The following is a 12,390-nucleotide window of genomic DNA, read 5'->3' as shown; positions in this document are numbered from 1 at the left end:
GGGGAAAGGGAGCTCGACCGAGTCGCTCCCGGGCTTAGCGGCCGCCCATGATCGCGATGTAGTCCTGCGTCCAGCGGCTATACGGCACAAATTTGCCACCTTCAGCCTGCGGGGTTTTCCAGAAGGCGATCTTGTCGAACTGGTCGAAACCGTCGGTTTTGCAGCCTTCAGCACCCAGCAGTTCGCTTTCCTTGCACGCCGCAGGAACGGCCGGCAACGAACCAAACCACGCCGCCACATCGCCCTGGACTTTCGGTTTCAGCGACCAGTCCATCCACTTGTACGCGCAGTTCGGGTGCTTGGCCTCGGCGTGCAACATGGTGGTATCAGCCCAACCCGTAGCGCCTTCTTTCGGAATGGTCGAAGCAATCGGTTGCTTCTCGTTCATCAAACCGTTGACCTGATACGGCCAGGCGCTCGACGCCACCACGCCTTCGTTTTTGAAGTCGCTCATCTGCACCGTGGTGTCGTGCCAGTAGCGGTGGATCAACGGCTGCTGCGCGCGCAACAGGTCGAGCACGGCTTTGTACTGATCTTCGGTGAGTTGGTACGGATCCTTGATGCCCAGTTCAGGCTTGGTCGATTTCAGATACAACGCCGCATCGGCGATGTAGATCGGCCCGTCATAGGCCTGCACGCGGCCCTTGTTCGGCTTGCCATCGGGCAAATCCTGCGCGGCGAACACCACGTTCCAGCTGGTCGGCGCGGTCTTGAACACGTTGGTGTTGTACATCAGCACGTTCGGGCCCCACTGGTACGGGGTGCCGTAAGTCTGCTGGTTGACCACGTACCACGGCGCGTCTTTGAGGCGCGGGTCGAGGGTGTTCCAGTTCGGGATCAACGCGGTGTTGATCGGTTGCACACGCTTGCCGACGATCAACCGCAGCGACGCATCGCCCGACGCGGTGACCAGGTCGTAACCGCCCTTGGCCATCAGGCTGACCATTTCGTCCGAGGTGGCGGCGGTCTTCACATTGACCTTGCAGCCGGTTTCTTGCTCGAAACCGCTCACCCAGTCGTAGGCCTTGTCGCTCTCGCCACGTTCGATGTAACCCGGCCACGCAACGATATCCAGCTGACCTTCGCCAGTACCGACAGTCTTCAGCGGCTCGGCCGCTTGCAGGCTGGCACTGGCCAGCAGGGCCGTGGTGATTGCACTGAGCAATGCGGTCTTGTGCACGAACATGGTTGAACCCTCTTCTTTAAATTATGGTCGGGGCAGTTGTGAACGCGGTGAAGCATGCCGTTGGCGGCTTGTTATTAGCGTAGTCAGAGATGCTGGCCGTGGCGGGCCATGATGTGCCGCACCACGCTGTAGTCCTGAAGCGAATCACTGGATAGGTCTTTGCCGTAACCCGAGCGTTTCAGCCCGCCATGGGGCATTTCGCTGACCAGCATGAAGTGGCTGTTGATCCACGTGCAGCCGTACTGCAAGCGCGCGGCAACCTGCATAGCCTTGTCCAGATTCTGCGTCCACACCGACGAGGCGAGGCCATATTCGGAGTCGTTGGCCCAGTCGACAGCCTGCGCGAGTTCGTCGAAACGGGTCACCGTGACCACCGGGCCGAACACTTCGCGCTGGACGATTTCGTCGCTCTGTTTGCAACCGGCGAGCAGCGTCGGTTGATAGTAGAAACCGGCGCCGGAATGCACCGCTGCACCGTTCACGCGTTCAATGTGCGGCTGACCGAGGGCGCGTTCGACGAAACTGGCGACGCGGTCACGTTGACGGGTGCTGATCAGCGGGCCAATCTCATTGTCTGCATCACGTTTGCCGGCGAAGCGCAGGCTGCTGACGGCGGCGCCGAGTTCGGCGACCAATTTGTCGTGAATCCCGGCCTGCGCGTAGATCCGACAGGCAGCGGTGCAGTCCTGCCCGGCGTTGTAGTAACCGTAAGTGCGCACGCCATCGACCACGGCCTGGATGTCGGCGTCGTTGCAGACGATCACCGGGGCTTTGCCGCCGAGTTCGAGGTGCGTGCGTTTCAGGGTTTTCGCGGCGGCCTGGAGGATTTTCTGCCCGGTGACGATATCGCCGGTCAGCGAGACCATGCGCACCTTGGCGTGGCCGACCAAATGGCTGCCGACGCCTTCGCCGCCACCGCAGATGATGTTGATCACCCCGCGCGGGAGGATTTCGGCCAGCGCTGGCGCCAGTGCGAGGATCGACAGCGGCGTGTGTTCGGACGGTTTGAACACCAGCGTGTTGCCGGCGGCGAGGGCCGGAGCGATTTTCCACGCGGCCATCATGATCGGGTAATTCCACGGCGCAATCGAGGCGACCACGCCAATCGGATCGCGCCGGACCATGCTGGTGTAGCCCGGCAGGTATTCGCCGCTGAGTTGACCGGTCTGGCAGCGCACGGCGCCAGCGAAGAAACGGAATACGTCGACGGTCGCGGTCAGATCGTCCTGACGCGCCAGGTGCAAAGGCTTGCCGCAGTTCAGCGATTCGAGGCGGGCGAGGTGGTCGGCGTGTTTTTCGACGGCGTTGGCGATGTCCAGCAGCAGGCTGGAACGTTGTTGCGGCGTGGTGCGCGACCATTCGGCGAAGGCGCGGTGGGCGGCGAGGATCGCGGCTTCGACCTGCTCGGTGCTGGCCTCGGCAATGTGCGTGAGGATTTCACCGGTGGCGGGGTTGAGAATCGGCTCGACAAAACCTTCCCCGGCGACCAGTTCGCCATCGATCAACAACGCGGTACACATCGGGGTCTGCACGCCAGCCATTTTCCGCGATCTCTTTTCTTGTGTGGCCATTGGTGCTCCCTGATATCGGGAGCCGGCCGTCTTATAGATGCAGCAAGACTAGTGCGCGGCTCCGAGGTCGACAAATTCTAAATACTGAAGGCTGCGTTCGATTAAATAGATGGCTTGCGTCCGCCGTGGGGTTGCTCGCGGGCCACGGTCAGGAATGGGTCGACGAGAGCAGGGCGCGCGGTGCCACGGCGCCAGGCCAGACCGACGTCGAGGGTCTGGTTGAGGTCGGCAATTGGCCGCGCTTCGATGATGTCGCCCTCCAGTGACCACGGGCGATAAGTCATGTCCGGCTGAATCGACACGCCCAAACCGGCGGCGACCAGACTTCGCACCGCTTCGGTCGAGGCGGTTCTGAGGGTGATCTTCGGTTGCAGACCAGCGCCCCGCCACAGGCGTTGGGCATTGCGATCCATTTCATCGACGTTGAGCTGAATCAGCGGCTCGCGAGCGACGTCAGCGAGGTTGATGCTGTCGTGTTCCAGCAGGGGATGTTGGGCCGGCAGCCACAAACGGTGCGGTGAATGGGTCAGTACTTCAGTCTGCAACGCGTGGCGGTCTTCGAGGTTCGAGAGGATCAATACGCCGACATCGATCTCGCCGCTGACCAGCAAATGCTCGATGTAAGGGCGCTCGTCTTCCATCACGCGGATTTCGACATTGGGGTAGGCGCGCTGAAAACGCGTCAGCAGATCCGCCAGGTAATAACCGGCAACCAGACTCGTCACGCCAACGATCAACTGCCCGGCGACTTGGTCGGTGCTCTGTTGCAGGCTGCGTTTGGCGTTATCCACAGTCGCCAGAATCAGGTGCGCCTGGCGTAGGAATTGATGACCTTGGTGTGTCAGCGTCATGCCCTTGGCATGGCGGCTGAACAGGCTGACGCCGATTTCTTCTTCCAGTTGCTGGATCGCCAGGGTCAGGGTTGATTGGGAAATAAACGCGGTTTGCGCGGCGGCGGAGATCGAGCCGGTCTCGGCCACGGCGATGAAATGACGGATCTGACGCAGGGTCATCATGGGAAGGGCTACCCAGTGGGCGGTTTTTATAGATTGGCCTGAGTGTATATCTATTTTCACGAACGGCTTGGGCGTACTGAGCAACATCTGGAAGCACACTTGCAAGCAGGGCAGGGGCACTTTCGAACTAGGCTGGAGGCCTTATAGATCCGGATAACCCCTGTTTTGGAGGCGGAACATGAACACCCGTGGATTGCTCGATCAACTACTCAAGTCCGGCCAGGATCTGTTGCAGAACAAGGCCGGTGCTTCGCAGAACAAATCGGCCAGCGGTGGCTTGGGCGGTTTGCTCAGCGGCGCTTCAGGCTCCGGTGGCCTTGGCGGTTTGCTCTCAGGCGCAGGTGGTGGCGCATTGGCGGCCGGCGCGATGGGCTTGTTGCTCGGTAACAAGAAAGTGCGCAAGGTCGGCGGTAAAGTCGCGATCTACGGTGGCCTCGCTGCGCTGGGTGTGCTGGCTTACAAAGCCTACGGCAACTACAACGCGCAAAAAGGCACCGCCCCACAAAGTGAACCGCAGACCCTCGATCGTTTGCCACCGGCGCAGGCCGAACAGCACAGCCAGGCCATTCTCAAGGCGCTGGTCGCCGCTGCCAAAGCCGACGGCCATATCGATGACCGCGAACGCCAACTGATCGAAGGCGAATTCACCAAGCTCGACAACGATCAGGAGCTACAGCACTGGCTGCACGCCGAGCTCAACAAACCCCTGGACCCGACCGATGTCGCCCGCGCCGCGAGCACACCGGAGATGGCGGCAGAGATGTACATTGCCAGCGTGATGCTCGTGGATGAGGAGAACTTCATGGAGAAGAGCTATCTGGATGAACTGGCGCGGCAGTTGAAGCTGGAGCCGGGGTTGAAGGTGGAACTGGAGAAGCAGGTGCGCATCGCATCGGCGTAAACCCGGCTGATCCCCTTCGCGAGCAAGCTCGCTCCCACAGGGTATTGCGTTCCAATGTGAGAGCGAGCTTGCTCGCGAAGGCATTTTCCGGCCACAGCGACGGCACTGACCATTCCATCGTCCCTTTTTGCCATTACCCCACTGGCACGCCCACCCGCAATTGTCGGACAGTCCCACCCCAGAGCCTTCCCGCCAACCCCGCCGGACAGGCACGAGGGTCAAAAGCGTCTTATAAATGAAACAGCGCCCTCGGCTATACTCCCCGCATTTCGATCAGGCACGAGGAATCACTGTGAAGAACTGGACGTTGCGCCAACGCATTTTGGCGAGCTTTGCGGTGATTATCGCCATCATGTTGCTGATGGTCGTCGTTTCGTATTCACGGCTGTTGAAGATTGAGGCCAGTGAAAACAGCGTGCGCGATGACGCGATTCCCGGCGTCTATTACAGCTCGATGATCCGTGGCGCCTGGGTCGACAGTTATCTGCAGACCCAAGAACTGCTCGGGCTCAAGGAAGGCCAGGGGATTTCCAGCGAGGACGCGGCCGACTACAAGGCTTTCGAGGCGCGTTTGCAGGAGCAAATGGAGAACTATCGCAAGACCATGGCGACCGATGAGGATCGTCTCGAGTTCGCCGCGTTCGAGAAGTACCACGACGCCTACCTCCAGATTCAGGATGCCGTGCTGGACCTGCACAAGCGCAACCTGGAAGCCGATGCGGTCAGGATGTTCCACGACAAGCTCACGCCCGCCTGGTATTCCGGGCGTATGAAGCTCAACGACATCATCGGTGAAAACAAGAGAGTCGCCGATGAGGCCATGAACAATATCGACGAGGCTGTGGCGGCTGCCAAAGTCAGCATGTTCATTTCCCTGTTGGTCGCCGTCCTGGCCGCTGGTTTGTGTGGGCTGTTGTTGATGCGCGCAATCATGGCGCCGATGAACCGCATCGTGCAGATCCTCGAAACCATGCGCACCGGCGACCTCAGTTCGCGCCTGAACCTCGACCGCAAGGATGAATTCGGCGCTGTGGAAACCGGCTTCAACGACATGATGACCGAGCTGACCGCACTGGTGTCCCAGGCACAGCGTTCGTCAGTGCAGGTCACCACCTCGGTGACCGAGATCGCCGCCACCTCCAAGCAACAGCAAGCCACCGCCACCGAAACCGCTGCGACCACCACCGAAATCGGCGCAACGTCCCGAGAGATCGCCGCCACCTCGCGCGATCTGGTGCGCACCATGACTGAAGTGTCCACCGCGGCCGATCAGGCCTCGGTGCTCGCCGGCTCCGGCCAGCAAGGCTTGGCGCGCATGGAAGACACCATGCACTCGGTGATGGGCGCGGCCGATCTGGTCAATGCCAAACTGGCGATCCTCAATGAGAAGGCCGGCAACATCAACCAGGTGGTGGTGACCATCGTCAAGGTTGCCGACCAGACCAACCTGTTGTCGCTCAACGCAGCGATCGAAGCCGAGAAGGCCGGTGAATACGGTCGCGGTTTCGCCGTGGTTGCAACTGAAGTGCGACGGCTGGCGGATCAGACCGCTGTCGCCACTTACGACATCGAACAGATGGTTCGCGAGATTCAGTCGGCGGTGTCGGCGGGTGTGATGGGCATGGACAAATTCTCCGAAGAAGTGCGTCGCGGCATGTCTGAAGTGCAGCAGGTCGGCGAACAGCTGTCGCAGATCATCCATCAGGTGCAGGCGCTGGCGCCACGGGTGCTGATGGTCAACGAAGGTATGCAGGCGCAGGCCACTGGTGCCGAGCAGATCAACCACGCGCTGGTGCAGTTGGGCGACGCCAGCAGCCAGACCGTCGAATCGTTGCGTCAGGCCAGTTTCGCCATCGACGAACTGAGCCAAGTGGCCGTCGGGCTGCGCAGCGGCGTTTCGCGATTCAAAGTCTGATGAGCGAAATCATCGCCAAACGCAGCGCTGCGCAGGTGGCGAAGCCGGCGTTGTTCCTGCTGTTTCGCATCAGCAGCGAGCGTTACGCCCTGCGCGCCACCGAAGTGGCGGAGGTACTGCCGCGCCTGCCGTTGAAGCCGATTGCGCGCGCGCCGCAGTGGGTCGCCGGGGTGTTTGCCTATCGCGGTGCGGTGGTGCCGGTGATCGACCTCAGTGCATTGACCTTTGGCCATCCCGCCGAGGCGCGCACCAGTACACGGCTGGTGTTGGTGAATTATCAGCCGGATGAAGCGCAGCCGGCGCAATGGCTCGGGCTGATTCTCGAACAGGCCACCGACACCCTGCGTTGCCATCCGCACGAGTTTCAGCCTTACGGCCTCGACAACCGCGAGGCGCCATACCTCGGCCCTGTTCGCGAAGATGCGCAGGGATTGGTGCAATGGGTGCGGGTCAATGACTTGCTCGATGACGAGGTGCGCGCCTTGCTGTTCCCCGATCGTCCGCTGAGTCCGGCGCAGCTCGAGGCGCAGACATGAGCAGCGATCAGCGTTTTTTCGACTTTCTCAAAGAACGCATCGGCCTTGATGTGACGTCGGTGGGTCCGGCGATCATTGAGCGGGCCTTGCGTCAGCGTACAACGCTCTCGCAAGCGGCGCATGCCGATGAGTATTGGCAGTTGCTGCAAGGCTCGCGGGATGAGCAACAGGCGCTGATCGAAGCGGTGATCGTCCCGGAAACGTGGTTTTTCCGTTACCCGGAATCCTTCGCCACGCTGGGCAAACTGGCGCGCAATCGCCTCGCCGAGCTGAACAACATGCGCGCGCTGCGTATCCTCAGCCTGCCGTGCTCCACCGGCGAAGAACCCTATTCGATTGCCATGGCCTTGCTCGATGCCGGGCTTAAACCGCACCAGTTCAAGGTCGATGGCATGGACGTCAGTCCGCTGTCGGTGGAGAAGGCGCGGCGCGCGCTGTATGGCAAAAACTCGTTTCGCGGCCAGGATCTGGACTTTCGCGAACGGCATTTCACCCCTGAGCAGGACGGCCATCGGGTCAACGAGAACGTACGTGAGCAGGTGCGCTTGCAGGTCGGCAATGTTCTGGATCCGACACTTCTGGCCAGTGAGCCGGCGTTCGATTTCGTGTTCTGCCGCAACCTGCTGATCTATTTCGATCAGCCGACGCAAAAACTGGTGTTCGAGGTGCTCAAGCGCCTGACCCATTTCGATGGCGTGCTGTTTATCGGCCCGGCCGAGGGCAGTCTGCTCGGGCGGTTGGGCATGCGTTCGATCGGCATCCCGCAATCCTTTGCTTTCAGTCGCCACAGTGAGCCGCATCCCGAACCGCTGCCGACACCCAAACCGATCGCGGTGCCGATCAGCCAACCGCAGCGCAGCACGCCGCCAGCGCCGGTGCGCAATCGACCGTTTGCCGCCGTAACACCACTGCCAACCGCCAGCAAAAGCGCGAACCCGGACGCGGCGACGTTGCTGGCCAACATCGCCGCGCTGGCCAACGAGGGTAAAAGTGCCGAAGCGCGCGCCGCGTGTGAACAGTATTTGCGCAGCCACGAACCGGTGGCCCAGGTGTTCTACTGGCTCGGCTTGCTCAGTGATGTCGCCGGCCTGACCCTCGAAGCCCAGGGATTCTATCGCAAGGCTTTGTACCTCGAACCGCAACACCCCGAAGCGTTGATGCACCTGGCTGCGCTGCTGCAGGCCCAGGGCGACAGCGTCGGTGCCAGACGATTGCAGGAGCGCGCCGCCCGCAGCGGCCGCACCGCCGACAGTGAGCGTAAACGATGATCCCGTCCGACACCTTGAACGTCACCCACGAAGACGCCCGGGCCATCGACGATTGCTGGAACCGCATCGGCATTCACGGCGACAAGTCCTGCCCGCTGCTGGAAGACCATATTCATTGCCGCAATTGCTCGGTGTATTCCGCCGCCGCCACGCGCTTGCTTGACCGTTATGCGTTGCAGCAGGACGAGCGCGACCCGGTGGCGATCGCTGTGGAAAGCGATGTGAAAACCCGCTCGCTGCTGATGTTCCGGCTCGGCGAAGAATGGCTGGGGCTGGCGACGCGCAGTCTCGTCGAAGTGGCGCCGCTGCAAGCGATTCACTCGCTGCCGCACCAGCGCTCGCGAGCCTTGCTCGGCGTGGCCAATGTGCGTGGCGCGCTGGTGGCGTGCCTGTCACTGGTTGAATTGCTCGATCTGGATGGCAACGCCGCGCCGGCCACAGGTGTGCGAATCATGCCGCGCATGTTGATCATCGCTGCCCATGGCGGGCCGGTGGTGGTGCCGGTGGATGAGGTCGACGGCATTCATGCCATCGACGAGCGCATTCTTGATGCGGCATCGCAGTCCGGCGCGCAAACCAGTGCCAAATACACCCGTGGTGTTCTGCAATATCGAGGGCGCAGCCTGCGTTGGCTGGATGAAGAACAGCTGCTGTCCGCCGTGACCCGGAGCCTCACATGACCCCCGAGCAAATGCGCGACGCCTCGCTGCTGGAGTTGTTCAGCCTCGAAGCCGAAGCGCAGACCCAAGTACTCAGCGCCGGGTTGCTGGCACTCGAGCGCAACCCGACTCAGGCCGATCAACTGGAATCGTGCATGCGCGCGGCGCACTCGCTCAAAGGCGCGGCACGAATTGTCGGCATCGACAGCGGCGTCAGCGTCGCCCATGTCATGGAAGATTGTCTGGTCAGCGCGCAAGAAGGGCGCTTGTTACTGCGCCCCGAACATATCGATGCGTTGTTGCAGGGCACCGATTTGCTGATGCGCGTTGCGACGCCAGCGAATGCTCCGCAACCGGCTGACATCGAAGCGTATGTGGCGTTGATGGCGCAGTTGCTGGATCCATCGTCCTCGCCCGTTGTCGCAACGCCAGTCATGGCCGAATTGCAACTGGAAGCTCCGCGAGTTGAGCCGACACCGCCAGCGCCCGTTATCGACGTTCCGACTGAGATGCCAGAGCCAGCGCCACGCAACAACAAACGCACCACCGAAGGTGGCGAACGCGTCTTGCGCGTTACCGCCGAGCGCCTGAACAGCCTGCTCGATCTGTCGAGCAAATCACTCGTTGAAACCCAGCGCCTGAAACCGCATCTGGCGACCATGCAGCGCCTCAAACGCATGCAGAACAATGGTCTGCGTGCGCTGGAAAACCTCAACGTCCACCTTAAGGAACACGCGCTGAGTCTGGAAGCGCTGGAAGCCTTGGAAGACGCACGCCGTCTGCTCGCCGAATCCCAGCAACTGCTGAGCGAGAAAAACGCCGAACTCGACGAATTCGCCTGGCAGGCCAGCCAGCGTGCGCAAGTGCTCTACGATACGGCGTTGGCTTGCCGCATGCGGCCCTTTGCCGATGTGCTTACCGGTCAGGTGCGCATGGTCCGGGATCTGGGCCGCAGCTTGGGCAAGCAGGTACGCCTGGAGATCGAAGGCGAGAAGACTCAGGTTGATCGCGATGTGCTGGAAAAACTCGAAGCACCGCTGACCCATTTGCTGCGCAACGCAGTCGATCACGGTATCGAAACCCCTGAGCAACGCCTGCTCAAGGGTAAACCCGAGGAAGGCCTGATCCGCTTGCGCGCCTCACATCAGGCCGGTCTGCTGGTGCTGGAATTGAGCGATGACGGCAATGGCGTCGACCTGGAGAAGGTCCGCCGCAGCATCGTCGAGCGGCAGTTATCACCAGCCGAAACCGCAGCGCAGCTAAGCGAAGAAGAACTGCTGACCTTCCTCTTTCTGCCCGGTTTCAGCTTGCGCGACACGGTCACCGAAGTGTCCGGGCGGGGCGTTGGCCTCGATGCCGTCCAACACATGGTTCGTCAGTTGCGCGGTGCGGTGGTGCTGGAGCAGACGGCGGGCGAGGGCAGTCGCTTCCATCTGGAAGTGCCGCTGACCTTGTCGGTGGTGCGCAGCCTAGTGGTGGAAGTCGGCGAAGAGGCGTATGCCTTCCCGCTGGCGCACATCGAGCGCATGTGTGATCTGGCGCCGGAAGACATCGTGCAAGTCGAGGGCCGTCAGCATTTCTGGCACGAAGGCCAGCATGTCGGGCTGGTTGCGGCCAGTCAGTTGCTCAACCGCCCGGCCAGCCAGAACAGCGGCGAAACCCTTAAAGTCGTGGTTATTCGCGAGCGCGATACGATTTATGGCGTCGCCGTGGAGCGTTTCATTGGCGAGCGCACGCTGGTGGTCTTGCCACTCGACGAACGTCTGGGCAAAGTGCAGGACATCTCTGCCGGCGCTTTGCTTGACGACGGCTCGGTGGTGTTGATCGTCGATGTCGAAGACATGCTGCGTTCGGTGGACAAACTGCTCAATACCGGGCGCCTTGAGCGCATCGCCCGTCATGGCAATCAGGCCGCCGAGGCGGCGCGAAAGCGGGTGCTGGTGGTCGACGATTCGCTGACCGTGCGCGAGCTGCAACGCAAACTGCTGCTCAATCGCGGCTACGACGTCGCGGTGGCGGTGGACGGCATGGACGGTTGGAACGCGCTGCGTTCGGAGGACTTCGATTTGCTGATCACCGACATCGACATGCCGCGCATGGACGGCATCGAACTGGTCACATTGCTGCGCCGCGATAACCGTCTGCAATCGCTGCCGGTGATGGTCGTGTCGTACAAGGATCGGGAAGAGGATCGTCGCCGTGGCCTCGATGCCGGCGCCGACTATTATTTGGCCAAAGCCAGTTTTCATGACGACGCCCTGCTCGACGCAGTGGTCGAGCTTATCGGAGGAGCGCGGGCATGAAGATCGCAATCGTCAACGACATGCCCATGGCGGTAGAGGCGCTGCGCCGGGCGCTGGCCTTCGAGCCCGCGCATCAGGTGGTCTGGGTCGCCCGCAACGGTGCCGAGGCGGTGCAACTGTGCGCCGAAAACACCCCGGACCTGATCCTGATGGATCTGATCATGCCGGTGATGGACGGCGTCGAAGCGACTCGGCGGATCATGGCTGAAACCCCATGCGCGATCGTCATCGTCACCGTCGATCGTCAGCAAAACGTGCACCGGGTCTTCGAGGCCATGGGCCACGGCGCGCTGGACGTGGTCGATACCCCGGCCCTCGGCGTCGGTGATGCTCGGGAAGCGGCAGCGCCGTTGTTGCGCAAAATCCTGAACATCGGCTGGCTGATCGGCGAGAAACCGCAACGCTCACGCCCGGTACCGACTGCCCAGCGCAGCTCCGCTTCGTGCCAGCGATTGGTGGCGATCGGCTCATCGGCAGGTGGGCCGGCGGCGCTGGAGGTGTTGCTCAAAGGCTTGCCGAAAGATTTCTCGGCGGCGATTGTGCTGGTGCAGCACGTCGATCAGGTATTCGCCGCTGGCATGGCAGAGTGGCTGGCAAGCGCCAGCGGCCTCGATGTACGGCTCGCCCGCGAAGGCGAACCGCCACAGGCCGGCGCGGTGCTGCTGGCCGGCACCAATCACCATATTCGCTTATTGAAAAACGGCACGCTGGCCTACACCGCCGAGCCGGTCAACGAGATCTACCGGCCTTCGATCGACGTGTTTTTCGAAAGCGTCGCCAGCTTTTGGAACGGTGATGCGGTCGGGGTTTTATTGACCGGGATGGGACGCGACGGGGCGCAAGGGCTTAAGCTCATGCGCCAACAGGGTTATCTGACCATCGCGCAGGATCAGCAAAGCAGTGCGGTGTACGGCATGCCCAAGGCCGCTGCGGCCATTGATGCCGCCGTAGAAATACGTCCGCTGGAAAGAATAGCGCCACGATTGCAGGAGATTTTCCCCAGATGATCAGGTCAATCCGCAATCCTGGCCCCCG

Annotated in this window: 10 protein-coding genes; 7 read left to right on the top strand and 3 right to left on the bottom strand. The window is 61.6% G+C overall.

Features of this window, described 5'->3' with window-relative positions:
* Nucleotides 1-34: 34 nt before the first annotated feature.
* The 3 genes from ydcS to HUW52_RS25940 all read right to left on the bottom strand — a co-directional run bounded on the left by ydcS (nt 35) and on the right by HUW52_RS25940 (nt 3,773).
* Nucleotides 35-1,186 carry a putative ABC transporter substrate-binding protein YdcS gene (gene ydcS / locus HUW52_RS25950; protein ID WP_175555245.1) on the bottom strand — a complete coding sequence of 384 codons (1,152 nt, stop codon included), beginning with the start codon at nt 1,184-1,186 and terminating at the stop codon, nt 35-37.
* Between the two features lie 83 nt (nt 1,187-1,269).
* Nucleotides 1,270-2,727, bottom strand: a complete 1,458-nt coding sequence (locus HUW52_RS25945; RefSeq protein WP_175555735.1) for a gamma-aminobutyraldehyde dehydrogenase — start codon at nt 2,725-2,727, stop codon at nt 1,270-1,272.
* Between the two features lie 131 nt (nt 2,728-2,858).
* Nucleotides 2,859-3,773, bottom strand: a complete 915-nt coding sequence (locus HUW52_RS25940; protein ID WP_007967749.1) for a LysR family transcriptional regulator — start codon at nt 3,771-3,773, stop codon at nt 2,859-2,861.
* Between the two features lie 178 nt (nt 3,774-3,951).
* Between HUW52_RS25940 and HUW52_RS25935 the strand changes: the two genes are divergently transcribed.
* The 7 genes from HUW52_RS25935 (at nt 3,952) to HUW52_RS25905 (ending at nt 12,362) form a co-directional block, all read left to right on the top strand.
* Entirely contained in the window at nt 3,952-4,674 is a 723-nt protein-coding gene (locus HUW52_RS25935; RefSeq protein ID WP_016983562.1) for a tellurite resistance TerB family protein, read from the top strand.
* Between the two features lie 292 nt (nt 4,675-4,966).
* On the top strand, nt 4,967-6,589 hold the full coding sequence (locus tag HUW52_RS25930; RefSeq protein WP_016983561.1) for a methyl-accepting chemotaxis protein: 1,623 nt from the start codon (nt 4,967-4,969) through the stop codon (nt 6,587-6,589).
* Nucleotides 6,589-7,125 (top strand): chemotaxis protein CheW, encoded by a 537-nt coding sequence (locus HUW52_RS25925; protein WP_016983560.1) that lies wholly within the window; start codon nt 6,589-6,591, stop codon nt 7,123-7,125. Before HUW52_RS25930 ends, HUW52_RS25925 begins: the two co-directional genes overlap by 1 nt.
* On the top strand, nt 7,122-8,393 hold the full coding sequence (locus HUW52_RS25920; RefSeq protein WP_175555244.1) for a CheR family methyltransferase: 1,272 nt from the start codon (nt 7,122-7,124) through the stop codon (nt 8,391-8,393). Before HUW52_RS25925 ends, HUW52_RS25920 begins: the two co-directional genes overlap by 4 nt.
* Nucleotides 8,390-9,073, top strand: coding sequence for a chemotaxis protein CheW (locus HUW52_RS25915; RefSeq protein WP_016983558.1), 684 nt, complete (start codon nt 8,390-8,392; stop codon nt 9,071-9,073). Before HUW52_RS25920 ends, HUW52_RS25915 begins: the two co-directional genes overlap by 4 nt.
* On the top strand, nt 9,070-11,355 hold the full coding sequence (locus tag HUW52_RS25910; protein WP_016983557.1) for a hybrid sensor histidine kinase/response regulator: 2,286 nt from the start codon (nt 9,070-9,072) through the stop codon (nt 11,353-11,355). Before HUW52_RS25915 ends, HUW52_RS25910 begins: the two co-directional genes overlap by 4 nt.
* Nucleotides 11,352-12,362: a chemotaxis response regulator protein-glutamate methylesterase gene (locus HUW52_RS25905; RefSeq protein ID WP_016983556.1), complete on the top strand. Its 1,011-nt coding sequence runs from the start codon at nt 11,352-11,354 to the stop codon at nt 12,360-12,362. The genes HUW52_RS25910 and HUW52_RS25905 overlap by 4 nt, the downstream gene beginning before the upstream one ends.
* Nucleotides 12,363-12,390 lie beyond the last annotated feature (28 nt).

It is taken from the genome of Pseudomonas sp. 43A (assembly GCF_013363935.1).
Classification (GTDB): Bacteria; Pseudomonadota; Gammaproteobacteria; order Pseudomonadales; family Pseudomonadaceae; genus Aquipseudomonas; species Aquipseudomonas crudilactis.
Note: the sequence above shows the minus strand (reverse complement) of the source record. Positions and strands in the feature narration are given on the sequence as shown.

Excerpts from the sequence above, each read along its gene's own strand:
- HUW52_RS25935 (WP_016983562.1), top strand. The coding sequence starts at position 3,952 with ATGAACACCCGTGGATTGCTCGATCAACTACTCAAGTCCGGCCAGGAT.
- HUW52_RS25910 (WP_016983557.1), top strand. The coding sequence starts at position 9,070 with ATGACCCCCGAGCAAATGCGCGACGCCTCGCTGCTGGAGTTGTTCAGC.
- HUW52_RS25940 (WP_007967749.1), bottom strand. The coding sequence starts at position 3,773 with ATGATGACCCTGCGTCAGATCCGTCATTTCATCGCCGTGGCCGAGACC.
- HUW52_RS25915 (WP_016983558.1), top strand. The coding sequence starts at position 8,390 with ATGATCCCGTCCGACACCTTGAACGTCACCCACGAAGACGCCCGGGCC.
- ydcS (WP_175555245.1), bottom strand. The coding sequence starts at position 1,186 with ATGTTCGTGCACAAGACCGCATTGCTCAGTGCAATCACCACGGCCCTG.
- HUW52_RS25925 (WP_016983560.1), top strand. The coding sequence starts at position 6,589 with ATGAGCGAAATCATCGCCAAACGCAGCGCTGCGCAGGTGGCGAAGCCG.
- HUW52_RS25905 (WP_016983556.1), top strand. The coding sequence starts at position 11,352 with ATGAAGATCGCAATCGTCAACGACATGCCCATGGCGGTAGAGGCGCTG.
- HUW52_RS25945 (WP_175555735.1), bottom strand. The coding sequence starts at position 2,727 with ATGGCTGGCGTGCAGACCCCGATGTGTACCGCGTTGTTGATCGATGGC.
- HUW52_RS25920 (WP_175555244.1), top strand. The coding sequence starts at position 7,122 with ATGAGCAGCGATCAGCGTTTTTTCGACTTTCTCAAAGAACGCATCGGC.